Origin of the sequence: Mycoplasma collis ATCC 35278 (assembly GCF_000701825.1) — a bacterium.
In the GTDB taxonomy this organism is placed as follows: Bacteria; Bacillota_I; Bacilli_A; order Mycoplasmatales; family Metamycoplasmataceae; genus Mesomycoplasma_A; species Mesomycoplasma_A collis.
This window is the reverse complement of sequence record NZ_KL370827.1, coordinates 8287-25904: the sequence shown is the minus strand read 5'-3', so window position 1 is coordinate 25904 and position 17618 is coordinate 8287. Positions and strand designations below refer to the sequence as shown.

General features: G+C 22.3%; 18 protein-coding genes. All 18 read right to left on the bottom strand.

The features are described 5' to 3' along the window. Positions 1–296, bottom strand: a 296-nt coding sequence (locus T403_RS0104110; protein ID WP_033161554.1) for a UPF0236 family transposase-like protein, incomplete at its 3' end; no start/stop codon positions are given. A gap of 139 nt (positions 297–435) precedes the next feature. After that, entirely contained in the window at positions 436–1113 is a 678-nt protein-coding gene (locus tag T403_RS0104105; protein ID WP_033161553.1) for an Mbov_0400 family ICE element protein, read from the bottom strand. Positions 1114–1194: 81 nt separating this feature from the next. Continuing rightward, entirely contained in the window at positions 1195–3777 is a 2583-nt protein-coding gene (locus T403_RS0104100) for an Mbov_0399 family ICE element protein (protein ID WP_408631975.1), read from the bottom strand. 12 nt (positions 3778–3789) lie between these two features. Continuing rightward, entirely contained in the window at positions 3790–5313 is a 1524-nt protein-coding gene (locus T403_RS0104095; RefSeq protein WP_033161551.1) for a hypothetical protein, read from the bottom strand. Beyond that, the gene (locus T403_RS0104090) at positions 5303–5881 is read right to left on the bottom strand and encodes an Mbov_0398 family ICE element protein (protein ID WP_033161550.1); all 579 of its coding nucleotides are present in this window, start codon (positions 5879–5881) and stop codon (positions 5303–5305) included. The genes T403_RS0104095 and T403_RS0104090 overlap by 11 nt, the downstream gene beginning before the upstream one ends. Then, positions 5874–8516, bottom strand: coding sequence for an Mbov_0397 family ICE element conjugal transfer ATPase (locus T403_RS0104085; RefSeq protein ID WP_033161549.1), 2643 nt, complete (start codon positions 8514–8516; stop codon positions 5874–5876). Before T403_RS0104085 ends, T403_RS0104090 begins: the two co-directional genes overlap by 8 nt. After that, a complete protein-coding gene (locus T403_RS0104080; protein ID WP_033161548.1) occupies positions 8500–10233 on the bottom strand; it encodes an Mbov_0396 family ICE element transmembrane protein in 1734 nt (577 codons plus the stop codon). The genes T403_RS0104085 and T403_RS0104080 overlap by 17 nt, the downstream gene beginning before the upstream one ends. Before the next feature lie 3 nt (positions 10234–10236). Continuing rightward, entirely contained in the window at positions 10237–10545 is a 309-nt protein-coding gene (locus T403_RS0104075; RefSeq protein WP_033161547.1) for an Mbov_0395 family pilin-like conjugal transfer protein, read from the bottom strand. A 355-nt stretch (positions 10546–10900) separates the two neighbouring features. After that, complete coding sequence (locus T403_RS0104065; RefSeq protein WP_033161545.1) at positions 10901–12061, bottom strand: hypothetical protein; 1161 nt, start codon at positions 12059–12061, stop codon at positions 10901–10903. Positions 12062–12144: 83 nt separating this feature from the next. After that, the gene (locus T403_RS0104060) at positions 12145–12528 is read right to left on the bottom strand and encodes a hypothetical protein (RefSeq protein WP_033161544.1); all 384 of its coding nucleotides are present in this window, start codon (positions 12526–12528) and stop codon (positions 12145–12147) included. Positions 12529–12539: 11 nt separating this feature from the next. After that, a complete protein-coding gene (locus tag T403_RS0104055; protein ID WP_033161543.1) occupies positions 12540–13073 on the bottom strand; it encodes an Mbov_0392 family ICE element protein in 534 nt (177 codons plus the stop codon). Next, a complete protein-coding gene (locus T403_RS0104050) occupies positions 13073–14185 on the bottom strand; it encodes an Mbov_0392 family ICE element protein (protein WP_033161542.1) in 1113 nt (370 codons plus the stop codon). Before T403_RS0104050 ends, T403_RS0104055 begins: the two co-directional genes overlap by 1 nt. 5 nt (positions 14186–14190) lie before the next feature. Further along, positions 14191–14730: an Mbov_0392 family ICE element protein gene (locus T403_RS0104045; protein WP_033161541.1), complete on the bottom strand. Its 540-nt coding sequence runs from the start codon at positions 14728–14730 to the stop codon at positions 14191–14193. Between the two features lie 10 nt (positions 14731–14740). Beyond that, positions 14741–15046: a hypothetical protein gene (locus T403_RS0104040; protein WP_033161540.1), complete on the bottom strand. Its 306-nt coding sequence runs from the start codon at positions 15044–15046 to the stop codon at positions 14741–14743. Continuing rightward, a complete protein-coding gene (locus T403_RS0104035; RefSeq protein WP_033161539.1) occupies positions 15046–16221 on the bottom strand; it encodes an Mbov_0392 family ICE element protein in 1176 nt (391 codons plus the stop codon). Before T403_RS0104035 ends, T403_RS0104040 begins: the two co-directional genes overlap by 1 nt. Positions 16222–16230: 9 nt before the next feature. Next, positions 16231–16671, bottom strand: a complete 441-nt coding sequence (locus T403_RS0104030) for an Mbov_0392 family ICE element protein (RefSeq protein WP_033161538.1) — start codon at positions 16669–16671, stop codon at positions 16231–16233. 2 nt (positions 16672–16673) lie between these two features. Continuing rightward, positions 16674–17198, bottom strand: coding sequence for a single-stranded DNA-binding protein (locus tag T403_RS0104025; RefSeq protein ID WP_033161537.1), 525 nt, complete (start codon positions 17196–17198; stop codon positions 16674–16676). An 11-nt stretch (positions 17199–17209) separates the two neighbouring features. Then, on the bottom strand, positions 17210–17618 hold a 409-nt coding region (locus tag T403_RS04585), incomplete at its 5' end, for an Mbov_0392 family ICE element protein (protein WP_033161536.1).

Here is a 17618-nt window from a genome sequence, read left to right as displayed (position 1 = left end):
TCTATTACTTCAATTGCTAAATTATTACTAAATCTTTGATATTTAACAAAATTTAAATAAGGACAAAAGGAATAAATAATCTTGTTTTTTTCAGGCTTGAAATAGTATCTAATTCTAACTTCTAATAAACCGTATTTGGTTTTTATTTTCCTATTTCTAAAATCTTTTACTTGTCATTTTTCATTTTTTCTTTCTTCAGAATTAAAATATTTATTATCTTCATTTATAATATTTTCTTTTAATTCTTGCAAGTATTTTTTATCATTAAACTTTTCTCAATTAGCAGCTTTGTACATACCTTCCTCTATATAAAAAATAATTTTTTATCAATAATTTTATTTAAATATATTTTAAATTAAAATCAATATGAAATATTTTATTGACTGAAAAAATGCAAATAAATAATAAAAAAGCGGGTTTAATTCCGCTTTTTTATTACATCTCCATTTCATCTTCTTCTTCTCGTTCTATTTGTTCGATTATTTCATTTTCTTCGCTTTTTCAAGTGTGTTCAAAATCTTTTAAATCAGCTCTAACTTCAGCGCCTAATGCTCTTAAATCTCAAATTAAATCTTCATTAAGTTCATCACTTATCACATAATTAACTAAACTTAAATTAGTAATTTCATTTCAAAATTTTTTATGACAATATTTTAAATTTGGAAGTGGTTTATTATTTTTTAAATGAACTTCCACAAAAGAAACTAAAGGTGGTTCATAATCTAATAAATTACTTATTAATGATTTTGAAATTTCTCTTATTTGATTTTTTGTAAAATGATTTGTAGTTAAAAAAATATGTGAATTTTTATCAACAATTTTTTCTAAATCAATTCTTTTAATTGAAAAAATTTGTGTAGTATCTACATAACTATCTTTAGTTAATAAACCTTTATTAGCTGCTGGAATGAAAATTTCACCTTGATATTTTTCTTTTTTGTTGCCATTTGCATCATATGCACTTCTAGCTTTTATATAAAAATATTCATCATAATAATCATCATAAAAAATAATAATTGGTCTATGCTTTAATGGATTTAAATTTCTATCAAAAATAATAGATTTTTTCCCATCTGTATAAATTGGTTTGTATTTTGGTAAATTATCGCTCATATTTTCTCCTTTAAAAAGTAATAATTAAATTATACAGCATTTAAAAATTGAAATAAAAAACCAAAGCAATTAAGCTTTGATTTATTTTATTTTTTTACCTTGACCATATCTATTATATAGATATAAAATAATACCTATTACTGAGATTATAGATACAATTACAAGTGGAATTAATCAATATAATCTTTTTTTATTATTTATTTTTTTAATTAGATTTTCTGATTTTTCATCAATTTTTTGCTCTTGTAAAATCTTTTCTATTTTACTTTCATCATCTAGTTCTGGATCTTCATAGGGATTGTAAGTTAAATCATCAGCCCTTTTCATATTATTTAAAATTTTTAGTTTTAGTTTATTAAAAATTAAAAAGTTTTTAGGACTTAATTCTATTTCTACAACATTAATTTTATTAACTTGAATTAATTGATTTAAAATTTCATCTCAATCATTAAACTCTAGATATTCTTCATAATTCATATCATATTTTTTTAATTGTTGATTTAAATCGGCTATTATTTTATTTTTTAATTGTTCTTTATTTGATATATTAGTTTTAATAGTTGAAAGTTTAATATTAAGTAAATCTTGCTCATTTGGTATTGTTACATTGTCAACTGCATTAATTAATTTTATAATTTTTTTACCAATGAAATTAGATTTACTATTCGCAATAGCTTCTAAATTTAATAAAAATTCAGCAATATTTTCATTATCTTTTTGATAAACTATTTTAACGGCATTTTTAACAACACTTTCTAAATTAGAAATTTTTCATTGTTGATTATACTTGAATTTTGTATCAATTTTTTCGCTTAAAATATCAACAATATATTTTTCAGCTTGTTTTTGATTTGTAATTCCTTTTAAATTAATTAAGTCTAATTTTAGATTTTCAAAAATATTAATAATGTCATTTTCGTTACTTTTTTCAGTATCTAAAATTTTTATATTTACATCATTTTGATTAAACTCTAAATAAACTTTATAAAAATTTTCAAATAAATAATAATCATTTTCATATTCTTTTTTAATAAAAAATTGAATAGTTATATGATATTTTTCGTCATATGAACTTGGGTGATATTTTATTTTTCAGTAAGTTTTATCACTATCTTTAAAATCATTTAAATACGTGTTTAATGGTTGCTTTCTAAACTCGAGTTGACTTTGACTTTTAGCAAATTCTTTTAGCTCATTTAGCTTAATTACTGGGTTTATAACTATTTGATTTTCATTTTTTTTGATAACATCATTTTTAAGTTTTTTATCATCATTTAATTCGCTATCTTCTAATAATTCATCAGGAATTTTTTCACCTTTAAAATATAAATTATCAATAACTATTTCCTCTAAATCAGGTTCAATTAAATAATCATCAATAATAATATTATCATCTTTAATTGCGAATTGAATTACTAGTTGTTTTAAGCTATTATTTCAAGTATAACTAGTTTTAACTTTTTCTTTATAATCAAAATTTTTCAAATAATTATTTATATTTAATGATTTAAAAAATTCTTCTTTTGTAGTAATTTTAGCTGCTTTTCTTAATTCAATTTCATCAACTTGTGGACTAATATAAATTAAATCTCTATAAAGTGTTTCATTATTATAGCTAAAAGATATATATTCTTTTCAAAATGATAAAACTTGTTCATAACTAAATTTTTCAATTTGTTCTTTATTATATTTTTTAATTTTAGCTAAATAATTTGCTAAATGAACACCAGCTACACTAGTTCAAAAAGGTTTAACTTTTTCATTAGCAAAACTATCTGTAAATAATATATCAGGCTCATTATCACCTATTTCAATTATTTTATAACTATCAATTCCTTCGGCTGTTCTCGATGTAAATAATCAAATTCCAGAACTTGAAAAATAGTTTTTATCATTAGTAGAAAATTTTGTACTTGCCCCATTTACTGAAGTGTTAGTGTTTTTTTCTGTATCATTTGTTAGCTCAAAATTTTTTCTAATGTTTTTAACTTTAAATCTTTTTGTAATTGAATTTGTAACTTGTTTTGGTTTTTCTTCATTATCGACTGAAGGTTCAATTAATGTTAAATTAGCTCCCTTTCCTAAAACTGCGGCTTCAGCGATAAAACCTCATTTATATTTATGAACTGGCATTAATTTAAAATTAATATCTAGTGGATCTTGTAAAAATCTTGTATTGTTTGGTAATTTTTTATCATTACCAAATTCAACTCATACAAGCTGTTTTTTTGTTCCAGTATTTGCATCAATTAATGGATCATAATTTGGATTTACAATTTTTTCACCTTTTTCATTAACAAGAGGTTCTTTTGTTTCAGGGTTTAATAAATAAGGTTCAATTAATTTTTGTTGTTCTGAATTATTTTTAGGATCTCAAGCAAATCACTTAGCATTTAAAATATTATTAATTGATTCAATTACAATATCAATGTAATATTTTTTTAATTCAATTTCATTTTCTTGATTAATATCAGATTTTTTATATTTAATAACTTCTATTCGATATTCATTAGAATTTTCTTTTTCATCATCATCACTTTTTTTAGATAATCTTAAATCTTCAAGTTTATATTCAAAATGCTTATCTAAAACATCAACTTTTTGTCCATTAATAAATAAAATTTCATCTTCCTTTTCTGTAGTATAAAATTTTACATCAACTAATGCATTATATTTTTATTTTCCACCATATTCTTCATAAACATTATTTATTAATTTTTCAGAAGTGGGCGGAAGTATTTGTTTTGGAACATCATTTACTAATTTTCCATTTGTAACATTTGTTAAATCTAAATATTTAGAAGGAATAATTTGCAATCTATTTTTTAAATTTCTTTTTTTAGCTATTTCAGTTAATGAAAAATTAATTTTAACATTTTCAGCTAACATAATTTTTTCGCTTTGATTATTTAGTGGATTATTAAAGTAGAAATAAAAATCAACTAAGCTTTGTTGTTCTGTAGATTTTTTTATATCATAACCAAAAGTTCCATTATATTCTTGTGGTCTTTTGTTATGGTATTCTTGTAATTTTTGTAATAAATATTCTTTATTTGATTTAGTATTTTTTTCTGTTGGTTTTGGTGTGTTAATTCCTAAATAATAACCACTATCTGATAGCGAATTAATTGTTCCATTAGTTTTTGCAAATTGATTATTAAAAGCAGCTTTTTCATTTTTTAAATAATCGTCAAGTTTTTGTGATTTTGCTTTTCTTGTAACATTTTCATATTGATAATCAAAATCAAAATCAATTTTAATTTTAAATTCAGTTATTTTATCACCTAATAAAACTTTGTCTTTTATTGTACTTGTATATGTTTCCCATTTTAAACAACCTAAATAAGGGCCACCGTGATGAGAGCAATAACCTTTATTCTCTGTTCTTGAACCAAAATCCATTTTAAATTTTACTTTTAAATTTAAATTTTTAATTTTTAGATTTTTAATTCTATAGTCACCACTATTGTGTTTTAAGTGAATTTCATCATTATATTTTTGAATAATACTATTTTTAATAGAATATCTTATATCTCTTAATATAGAAGGGTTATTATAAAAATAGCTATTTCTAGTTTTAGATTTATATTCTTCATCACTAGCTTGATAAACATATGAAACATTTTTTAGTTTAATATCTAAATGATCAACCCACCTTTCTAATCCATTTTTTTCCTTAATATATCAAGTATCATTAAAATTATGTTTTGCAAACGAACCATCATCTATATTTTTTTTATCTCAGCTAGGATCATTTATATAGTGTTTTTGGTTATACTCGGTGTTTTCATAATTTTTTTGTCAAAGTTTATTTAATTTTACATTAGCACCAAGTCATTCATCGTGGTTTTCATTATAAAAAAGATAATAACCTCACGTTTTAGTGTTAGCTCATTGTCTTGTGTATATTGAAGATGCTTTTTTAACAACATCACTTTTATCTTGAACTATATAAGTGAATGCTGGCACTAATGAAGATGAAGTAGCTAAACCTTCATCATTTCAATGAAGAATTCCAGCAAAATCCGTCAATTGATAACCACTAGGTCTTCAAGTAAATTCATTACTATATTTTATTGTTTTTGAATAAGTTGGTTCTTCAATTTTTTTATAATTAGTTTGAGAACTTAAAGCTATAGAAGATAATAGAATAGTTGTTGGCAAGCCACTTAAAATAAGTAATGTTTTTTTAAACTTCATTATTTTTCTTTTCCTTATATTTAATCATTTTATTAATATTATCTTCTTCTACTTCACCAAATATATCAGTTTTTGAAAATGAATCATAAGTATCTTCATATTGTTTAACTTCGGCTTTTAAAATATTATTTAATTTTTCTAAATTTTTAGCAAAAGTATTATTAAGTTCTGTAAAATAATAACTTTCTTTTAGGGCTTTAGTTGATGGTTGATTATAAACTTCTTTATTTAATTCAACATTTTTAAACATAATATTTAAAATTCAATTTAATTTTAAATTAATGATTTTATCTTGCTGAACTATTTTGTTTTCTAATAACTGTAATTGTTTATGAATAGCAACATTTGATGCAAATTGTGATTTTCTAATTGCATAAAAAAGTTCATCTTTAACATTTCTAATGATTTTTTTATTTTCAGTTTCTGTAATATGCGAAATTAAAATATCACACATCACCTGATTAAGTGATTTGCCTTGTTTATTAATTGAATCTTTTCAATTATTAAAAATAGTGATATTTTCTTCTTTAATAAATTTTCCGTTAAATCTAGCTCCTTTATTATTCATTTACTCTTTTATCTCCTTGTCTAAAATATAAATCTTTTTCATACTCATTAAAATAACTATCAACAATAAATCTTTGATTTGGGCTAACACTAAATAAAAATTCCCCTATTTTAGCACCTGAAATAAATAATTTTTCTTGTTGTGTTAGTCCACCTGAATTTTTATATAATTCATCTACAATATCAATATCTTTTGATTTTAAATTACATATAATTGCATATTGTGAATTATCAATAATAGCTTCAGATTTTCTTTTTGCTTCTCCAGAGACAGAAAAATCTCTTGGATTTTGTGTAGTTGCAATAGCTCCACCATTAAACTTTCTAATAGTTTTTCAAGTACTTGACATAATATCTAATGCATAAGTATTTTTTTCATCAATAAATTTATGTGCTTCATCAACAATAAAAAGAATTTTATTTTTACTATTGATATTATTTGAAATTTGTCCTTGAATAAATGACATCATTAAAAAGAAACTTGCTTGTGATACATTTATTGATGCTGATGCTAATAATGGGGCTACGTTAAAAATAGTAAATTGATTGTTAATTGAAAAATTAGTTTTTCCATTATATAGTTTTCTTAATTTACCTTCTTTTCCAAATTCATAATCAAGTAAATCAAGTAAATCAAGTTTTTCTTGATTTGATAAAACATCACTTTCAAAAATTTCTAATTCTTTAATTAAATCATCAATAATTGGGTATTGTTCATTTTTGTAAGTAGAAATATCTTTAGTAGAATTTATATCAATATTTCATTTTTTATATAATTCTTTTCAACATCTACCTAATGTTCTTATTTGTAATGAAGAAATATCTGGGAAAATACTTTCAAAAAACTTTTCTAAATTTTGCTCGTGTAGCATCATAATTTCACTATTATTTAGGGATGAATTATTATTTTCACCTTCAATTTTATTAGGGTCAAAGTTTTTTTGAATTTGTAATGGGTTGAATGTTGTTTGGAAACCTGAACCTATATTAATTACTGAACCATTAAATTTTTTACCTAGATTTTCATATTCATTTTGTGGATCGATTAATATAACTTTATTACCTAAAGTTAGATTATAAGTAATAAGTTTGTTTGTAATGGTTGATTTACCACTTCCAGAAGTTCCTAAAATAAATAAATTATTATTTTTACGATAATCATTATTTTTAAATTGGTCAAAAAATATTGGTGAATTATCTATTAAACTAGTTGCTAATAAATTATAATTTTCATCATTAAGATGACTAGTAGCAAAAGGTCAACCATAAGCAATATTTGAAGCAATAATTTCTGTTTGATCATCTGTTGAACGTGTTAATTTAAAATAAATACTTCCAAGTCCTTCAAATTGTCTAAACTTTAATTTATTAATTCTGCCATTCATTGATTTAACATTAATTTTATTTTTATCTTCTATTTCTAATAATTCTTTTTTAGTTAATGCTCTATTTAAAAATATAAAATCAGATTCAAAAATTTCTTCACTATTTGAAGAAGCTATATCAACAATTTGATCAAGTGCTTCATATTCAAATAAATTTCTTCTAGAAACAACTTTATTTTTTTCTTCTTTATAATTTGATTCAATACTTCTAATAGTTCTATCAAATCTTTTTTTCTTAGTTTCTTCAGAAAGTTTATCTAAGTTTCAAATTACTATTGAGGGTGAATTAAATAATCTACTTGTTCATAAAGCATCTAATTTAAAAGGGTATTCTCCAATACTTTGAACTGAATATCAATAATCACCAACATTGAAATTATTAGCTCTAAATTTAATTTTTTTCTGTCTAAAATGTTTAGCTAAATTTTTAGATTCTAATGCTTGTTTTAATTCTTGATCTGATAATTTAGAAGCTGGATTTATTACTTCAAGTGTTAAATTTAATAATTTTTTAATACCTAATTGTTTATTTTCTAACTTACAATTAAATAAATTAATTGATAAAAGTTTTATTTGTTTTTTTAAATTTTCAATTGTTGTATCATAAACAATTAAGTAATAAACATCTTTATATTGGTTTTCAAAAATATCTTCTAAATCAGATTGAAAAAAATCATAAATATTTTCTTGAACATCATTATTTTTAGTAATAAAATTTTTTTCTAAATATTCTTTATTTTTTGATAAATTAAATAATTTAGGTATTTTAACAATTGTAACTTTAGAAGATACTAAATTTAAAGTTTTTGTAAAATTATTTAATAATACTTGAATTTCATCTTCATCATAATTTGATAAATCTAAACCATCAATTTGAAGAGCACCAAAATAACCATTTTTAACTTTTATAAAATCTTCTTCAGCTTTTATATAAGGAACTAAATTTTTAGTATTAGCATTTTTTGCTGAAAATGTATATTTTTTAGGCTTGCTTAAAAAAACAAATCATCTATAAATAAAAACATAGCCTTTACATTGTTGTGAAGGGTAGAAAAATATCAAAGGTGATAATATTAAAGTTAAAACAATAAAAGTTATTACTTTAATTATAATTGATAAATCTTCTAATGCAAAAAAACTAACAGCTAAATTAAATAAAAAAATAGCTAGTATTACTGGTAAATCTTTAAGGGTTATAAATCTTCAAAGTTTTAAACCTTTATTTTTTATTCTTTTATTCTGCTTTTTCATTTTCTCCTTTTTCTTGATGTTGTTTAAATTCAATTACAATATTTGGTTGTTCACTGTTATTTAAATCATTTTCAATATTTGGTTGTTCACTGTTATTTAAATCATTTTCAATATTTGGTTGTTCACTGTTATCAACTTTTGGTTTTCTTTTTTGTTCTAAAGCAGAAGATAGTCTTCAACTACCATCGCCATTTCTTTTTCCATAATCAAGTGCATAAGCATTTTTTGTTTTTCTTTCATTTAATTTGTTTTGAATTTTTTCAATTTTTGGTTTTCTTATTTCTTTTAATTCATTTAAACGATTATTTTTATTTAAAATTTTATTTTGTTTTTTAGCGGAAAGTTTACTGAAATTATCTGAGTTAATAATTTTGTTAAGTTTATTTTGTTTTTTATCTATTTTATTAACATAATGTTCACGTCTTTTAGTTCTAAAATTATTAATACCGTGTAATGTATCTGCTGCTCAACCACTTTTTGTATCTGATCAACCAAGACCTAATTCTTTTCTTTGTTCTTTTAATTCTTTTTTAGCTTGATTATATTGAGCTTTAGATATATTTCCTTCTTTATAATCTTTATAAAACTTTTTAAGCCCTATATCTCTTTTAGCTAATGCACCAGTTACTTTAGAACGTGCTTTAAAAGCAAGACCTCCAGCACCAAGTGCAAGTCCTCCAGCAAAAGCAAGAGCTTTTGCAGTACCACCTATCATTCTATTTGCTTCGTGATGTGATTCGGAAATATTTAATAGTTGTGATGCTTCTGCTGCCAATGTTTGAATAGCAAAAAAGCCAGCAATCATAAAGAAAAGTGAAAGCAAACCATTAGCAATAGAATTTAAGACTGATGGTAAATCTAAATTAATATATTTAGAAGCTTGATTTGAATACGCAATTCATATAAAAGCTAATTTAAGTAAAACTTGATAAACAATAATTATCGAAATTTTTCCAACATAGATTTTTTTTCATTGCTTGAATTTTTCACCATTATCATAAACACTTCATATTCCAAATAATGGGGAAACAATAAATAAAAAGAATAATTCTGCAAATTTAATTACAAAAGATGTAAAGATTTTGATTATTGCAATAAAAATAACAATTGAAGCTATTCCAACAAAAACTATTAATTTAATACCTTCGCCAGCGTGTAATTTTTGATAATCACTAAAATTTATTACATTAAAATCTCATTCATTTGGCCCTAAAGCATTTTTTCAATCTTCTTCACTAAAGCTATCAGGTTTATTATTGACAAGAATTAATTTTGTAGGATTTGAAAATTGACCATTTGTCGCCTTTTGAAATAAATCTAAAAAGATTTGTAAAATAATAAATATTGCAAATGTTAAAATTGGGATTAAAATAATTGATGCAATTGATGGGACAATTTTTCTAGTAAATTGAACCAACGTGTTCTCTTCTTGATTTGATGGTAGTTTAACAGCAAATTTAAATACAAGCGTTATAGATAAAACAATAAAGAGAATAGTTGCAATTATGATTAATGCTTTATAAGTCGTGGGGATTGAATTTCAACTAAAACCTTCGCCACCAAAAATAACTTTTTCTAAAAATTCAATACTAAAAAATTGAAATATTTTTAAAATTATATAAAGTATTATTAATGGAAAGTAAATTAAAAGATATCAACCCGCAATAAAAAATAGATAAGTTATTCCATCTATAACTGGTTGAAAAGGGTTGAACATATCTTAAAATAGTCCTGAAAGTTTTCCAATAATTAGTGGTATTGCTGTAACAGCTACTATAATAATTACAAATGCAATTGCTACTATTTTAAGATTTTTTTTATAACTTTCTTTTTTTTCAGGGTTGGAAGCCATACCAAATAATGTTGCAAATACAATTAAAGCTCCAATCATTAAAATTCCAATAATAGGAACACCTATTTTTAGGAAATAGAAAATTCAGTTGCTTGCTTCTTGCGAAAGATCATTTAATACATCTACTCCTTTCCCACTTGGATCTGTTAAATTAGAAAATAAACTAATTTTTTTCATTTTTTTTCTCCTTAAAATTTTTTTTATGATATAATGTATTTATACATACCTTAAATCACAAGAATGGGCATTAGCTCATTCTTGTTTTTATATTTTTTTTATATTAAATTAAGTAAATGACCTGCAGCTAATATTCAGGCAAGAAAATTAAAGATTAATGTTAAATATAATTTTTTTAAAGTGTATGTATTTTTCTTTTTATGACGAAAATAGTAAATCAAACTAATGATTAAAAAAACGATAGGAATTGATAAAACAGCTAATTTTTCCATAAAATAAAATAATAAAAAAACTAACAAATAAAAATTTATTTTGTTAGTAATAGTTATATTGTAAAAATGTTATTTATTTTAAATTATCAGTTATATTTTTCTTTAGCTGAAGTTTGTCAATTATTATAAAAATTATCAACTTCAGTTTCAGAAAAATCAATTTGAATTTTTTTATTAATTAATGGATAAAAATATTGAACAACGTTTTTATCTAAATGCCACTTTGAAATTGGATTGTTAGTGCTAAAACCAAGTTTTATTTGGAGAGGTGCTATTTCTTCGTTATATCATTGAATCATTTCTTGATAAAAGTTTTTTAATATAGTTGAATTAGTGGTAAATACTTCATCTTTAGAGACAGAAAATTGATTTTTAGGGTCGATAAAAGCTCCAACTTTTTTATTTAATTCATCAAAAATTTCTTTAAGCTCTACATTATTTTTTAGTGCATTTTCAATTGCATTTTTATCTCTAGAATTACTAATATTTAATTCATATAATTGAATTTGAAGTTTAATATATCTTTTGATAATTGATAGCATTTGTAAATTATTTCACGCATAAAAAAATGTTGTCATAGTAGAAGTTTTAATTAAAAATTTATCTCCTTCAGACATATTTTGCTTAGGAATTAAATCTTTGGAAAATGGTCTTTCATCATCAAGGAATTTTTTATGATATTCTGAAAAAGATTTACCAGGATCTGGATCAGCTTTAAATAATCAACTATCTCTAAGTTCTTTTCTTAATTTTACAAAAAGATTATTTTGATTTTCAAATTCAGCTTGATTATCTAAAAATTCTATATTAAATTCTTCCGTTCCATTTTTAATCCCGATTAATTCAAGAGCTTTTTTATAAAGTTCAATGATTTTTTCATTTTGCTTTTCTTTAGTTAAACCTGGGTATTTGTTTGCAACAATATTAGGAAGTTTTTTAGCTCACTCTCAAGTTTTATCAAAATATTCAGCTTTATCAAAATCTGGAATTGGCAACTCTTCGCTTAAAATATCATCATAATTTGGCTTTATATTATCTTTTTTAGAATCTTCATCTTTTTTATTAATATTTTTGTCACCTACATTTGGATCTTTGCTTTTATCTTTATCTTGTTTTTTTCCATATTTTCGATCTAAATAATCTTGGCTATAAACTCAATCGGTGTTACAAGAAATAGCGCTTATTAATGATGTTCCAAGTGATAGCATTAATAAGGTTGTTATTAAATATTTTTTAATTTTCAAATTGTTTCTCCATTTCATTCTAATAATTTATTATTAGAATTATAACATTTTTACATATAACTATTACTGCGTTTTTTCTTTTTTTATTGAACCTCCATTCTATTTTCAAATTTATTATTTTCTAAATTTTTTTCTCTATTATTTTTTTTAAATTTTATTGTTTCTTTTTCTTTCGATCATAATAAATTAACATCACCATATTCAGTTAATTTTTCGCATAATTCTATTAAAATTTTATTTCCATCAAAATTAGTGAATGATAATTTAAATATTTTTGTATTTGAACCATATTGTGGTTTATATTTAAAATATATTTCAACTAAATATTCGTTTGAATAAACTGAAATATCATACGTATTATAATTAGCACGATTTAAAATACATTTTTGTTTATATTCTGTATTTTTAATATAATTTAAAAATTCATCGTAGCCATATAATAATGTATCATTATCTAATATTTTCATTTTTTCTCCTTTTATTCCATTTCCATTTCATCTTTAGTTTCTTTGATTAAATTATTTTCATCTTGTTGTTCATTTTGTTTTTCTTGTTCTTTAACAAATTGGTGTACTTGAATTAATTGATCATCATCTAGTTCATTTAAAAAATCATTAAGAATTTCTCTTGAAGAAAGATCATAAAAATCTCCTCATTCTTCATCAACTTCAACTCAAAAATCACCTTCTCACATTTCATCAAAAGTACGTTGTAATCTTTCAGCTAAATAAATTAAACTACTATTCATTCCTTTTTTTTTTATTTCTTTATCAACAAAGCTTCATAAATTGCTATATTGAAAAATGTATTTGGAAGAATCTAAATATTGATATAAATTAAGTTGTGATTTTGTTGACAAATCATTATCATTAAGATAATCTCAAATTTCATCTAATAATTCTTCATTTTCTAAAATTTCATCAATCATTTTAGTTCTTAATTCATTTTTAGTATTTTTATTTTTATAGTAATAATCACATAGTGATTTATATTTTTTATTTTCTATTTTCATTACATTTCCATTTCTTCTTCATCTTCTTGTTCTTGTTGTTGATTTTGTTTATATTGATAATTATTAATATAAGAATATTCTTTGTAATTTTGATATTGATTTTTTTCTTGCTGTTTTTCTTGTTCTTCTAATTCTTTAGCATAATTATCTTCTATTTTTTTAACTAAATCATCTCTTCAGAATGATCATCTATAATTATCTCTATGTAATTTTATTAGTTCATCATTAGTTAATTTATTTTTTATAAACTTTTGAAGAAATTTTTTATCATCAATTGCTTCAACACTATTTAAAGAAACATCAACTCGGAATAAAAAATTAAAATTATTTTTTCTAAGTTTTACTAAATGTATTCATTCACTTTTCATTCCATCTTTTTTGATAGATTCATTAACCATTTCTCATAATTCACCATAACGGAGAATATTTTTATTTTTTACATAATCTTTAAATGATTTTTTTTTAAGTGTCATTTTTTCAAGATAATTAAAAATTTGGCTTGTATCTTTATATAAAATATCATCAATTATCATATCTTTTAATAAATCTCCGTTTAATCTTGTTGTTTTTCTACTTGTTGAACCTTCATAGTAATAATCACTTAATGATTTATATTTATAATTTTTTATTTTGTTTTCTATTTGTTTTTCTTCTTGTTTTTCTCTTTTAAGCTCTCAGGTATATTCTTCCAATTCTATTAATTCATTAGCAGTGAATTTATTTTTTATAAATTTTTGAAGAAATTTTTTATCATCAATCGCTTCAACGCTATTTGAATAATTATCAACTCGGAATAAATAATTTTTGAAATCTTTTTTTAAAGGTTTTACTAAATGTATTCATTCACTTTTCATTCCTTCTTCCCTAATAGATTCATCAACAATTTCTTTTAATTCATCAATTGTATAAATATCTTTATTTTTTATGTATACATTAAATACTATTTTTTTATCAATAGACTTATTTTCAAGATAATAAAAAATTTCATTAGTATCAAGTTCCAAAATATCGCTAATCATTTTAGTTCTTAATTCATTTTCAGTTTTTTGTCATAGTTTTGAAAGATTTGAACCTTCATAGTAATAATCGCTTAATGATTTGTATTTTTTCATCTCCCTTACATCTCCATTTCAGCTTCTTGTTCTTGCTGTTTTTGTTTTTCTAAATTTTTAGTAAATTGATGTAATTCTATTAATTGATCATCATTCAATTCATCTTTTATATAAGTTTGAATTATTTCTTCTTGTTTAACTTCTTTAAAGTCATTGAATGATGAGTTAACTTTAACTAAAGAATTATTTATTGTTAAGTACATTGGAGCAGTTTGTAGTGGTTCTGCTAAATAAATTAAATGACTAATCATTCCAAAATCTTTAATAGATTTATCAACCTTTTTCCATAAAGCATCAAATTGATAAATTTGATTTTCCTTTAGATATAGACCTAAATCATTGTCTAATTTTTTATTTTCAAAATAATTTAAAATCTCTTTAGTTTCAACTTTCATAATGTCATTAGCAAGTTTTTCTTTTATTTCATTTTCAAAATCATATGAAGAATTTTTTAAACGCTCAAATATATATTTTTTTCATTCATCAAATTTAAATGAATAAGGGTTTAAGTTTTTATAATACTCAATTAAATCTAATTTTTCCATTTTTATTCTTTTAAAATTCCTTTTCTTTTAAATATCTATTTTTGGCTTTATTTGTAATTAATTCATTTAATTCATTTGAAAAGCTAAAATAGTAATCTTTTTTAGAATTATCATCTGATTTTTTTGGTACTGAGGGTGTGAAAATAAAATAATCTTTATTTTTTTTGCATAAATAAAGTTTATTTAATCTAATAAAACTATTTGATTTTTGCTTCATTCCTGTACTTATAAGTAATGAAAAAGAAGCAAGAATTTTTATATCTGTTTTATTGTCAAAATTTTTTGATAAATAAAAATTTGATATTTCAATTTTCATTACATTTCCATTTCATCTTTAGTTTCTTTGATTAAATTATTTTCATCTTTAGTTTCTTGTTGTTTTTCTAGTGATTTAGCATATTGATGTAATTCTATTAATTGTTCATTATTTAATTCATCGTCTATGAAATTTTGAAGAAATTCTTTTTCATTAATTTTTTTTAAATCATTTAAGTAACCATTAACTTGAACTAAATCATTTTTATCATAACGATTTGTATGTAATGAATCTACTAAACGAATTAGTTTGCTTTCCATTCCTTCTTCCCTAATAGATTCATCAACAATTTCTTCTAATTTTTCAAATCTAAAAATATCATAATCTTTTGTATACTCGCTTAAGGACATTTTTTCTTCACCAGTCATTTTTTCAATGTAACTAAAAATTTCAGTTGTATTTTGATATAAAATTTCATCAATCATTAGTGCTTTTGCTTCTTTTTCAGCTTCAAGTCCTAATTCAGAATTTTTATAATAATAATCATTTAAATTTCCATAAAATCAAAATTTTTCTTTATTTTCTAAAATATAATTATTTAACTCATTTTCAGCATCTTTATATTTTTTAAATGCTTGATCAATAATTTGATCTGTTATGGGTTCTATATCTTGAAAATAAGTTTCGTGATTGACTATATTTAATGGAAATTGATTTGATAATTTCAGTAATTTATATTGTGAATAATAAAATGCTTTATTTAGAGTTAATTGGGCTTCATTTTGCTGGAATTCTTCTTTTATGTTTTTAGGTTTTGAACTAAACTGTTTTATTAAATTTTTAAGTTCTTCTTCTGTGTCCGGGAAGTAATCAGTTTCTAAAAATCATTGCTGCCCTTCGTGATAACCAACTTCAGTGTTAATAGATAAAAAACCTCAATCATATTTATTATCTTCATATAAAGTGTATAAATATTCGTTTTTAGTATTTTTTAAAATATTTATAATATTTTCATTAATTTCTTTTATTTCATTTTCTATTCCTCAATAATAATCTTCTACTAATTCAGAATATGAAGAATATTCATATTCTCCATCTTCATTTAAACCAAAAGGTTCATCATTTTCAAATTTTTTAAAATCTTCATCAGATAATCGATCAAAATCAATTATTGTTCTATTAACTCAACCCACGCTAATTCCAAATTTATGTCTAGTAAAATTGTCTGCTGCCATTTTTTCTCCTTATTTTCATAATTTTTCTTTTATTAATTCATTGAAATACTGATGAATTTCTATTAATTTTTCTTCATCTATTTTGTTTAAATAATTTTTAATAAACTCTTTTTCATCAATTGATTGGAAATATTCTAAATCTTGGTCAACTTCCACTCAATCATCAGCATAAAAATTTTTATTCAAATCATTTGCTAAGAAAAGAAAGTCACTTTTCATTCCTTCTTCTTTCAGCGAATCATTAACCATTTCTCATAAAAAATCACTTTTATAAATTTGATTTATATTTAAAAAATCATTAAAATCTTCTAAATCTCGTAAATAATTTAATAGTTCATCAACATCTACTTTCATAATTTGATTAATTAATTGTGTTGCTTTTAGCTCTTTTTTATTATTTAGTTCTAAATTATTAAAACAATAATCATTTAAATTTTTATAATTTTCCATTTTTACATCTCCATTTCCATTTCATCTTCAGCTTCAGTAGCTTTTTCTTGCTCTTGTTCAAATGAAGTTTCTCAATCAAATTCTTGAGGAATTTCTAAATTTTTATTATCTTCTTGGACTGGTGTTGCAGTATAAGTTGGTTCATCAAATTTGAAATCATTTTGATTAATTGCTTGATTATTTAAAGATTGTTTTGCTGCATTTTTTTCTTTTCTTATATTTAATTGAGTTGTACTTTCTAATAAAGTTACATTTTGGACAACTACTTCTACATTAGAACGAGAATTCCCGGTTTTATCTGTAAATTTATTAATTGTTAAATTACATTCTAATAAAAGAGCACTTCCTTTATCAGCATGTTGTTTAATAAAATTAGCATTTTTATCTCAAGCTATTAAAGGTATAAATTCACTGTTTTTTGATTTATTATTTACAGCAAAGGCAAAATTTAAGTAACTTTTATTGTTTTTTGTTTGTTTTAGCTCTAAATCACTAGCTATTCTTCCATATAAAAATAATTTATTCATTTTTTCTCCTTTTATTCCATTTCCATTTCATCTTTTTGTTGATTTGGGTTTTCTAATTCTTTAGCAAATTGATGTGTTTTTATTCAAATTTTTTCTTCTTCTTGTCCTAAATAATTTTTGAAATAGTCTTCAATAAATTCATTAGGTTCTATAAAGTCAAATTTATAATAATAAGGCTCGTTAACTTCTAATCAAGATCCACTAAGTCTAGGTTTATTAAGTAGCGGTTCAACTAAACCAATATATTGACTATTCATTCCATATTTTTTAATACTTTCATCTACTATTTCATATAGTAGATCAGCATCATAAATTGCTTGTTCTTCTAAAAACTCAGAAAGATAATATGCACTTGAATTAATAAAATCTTCATCTTCTATTTCGTTATTTAAAAAATCTATTAATTCATAAGGTTTGTTT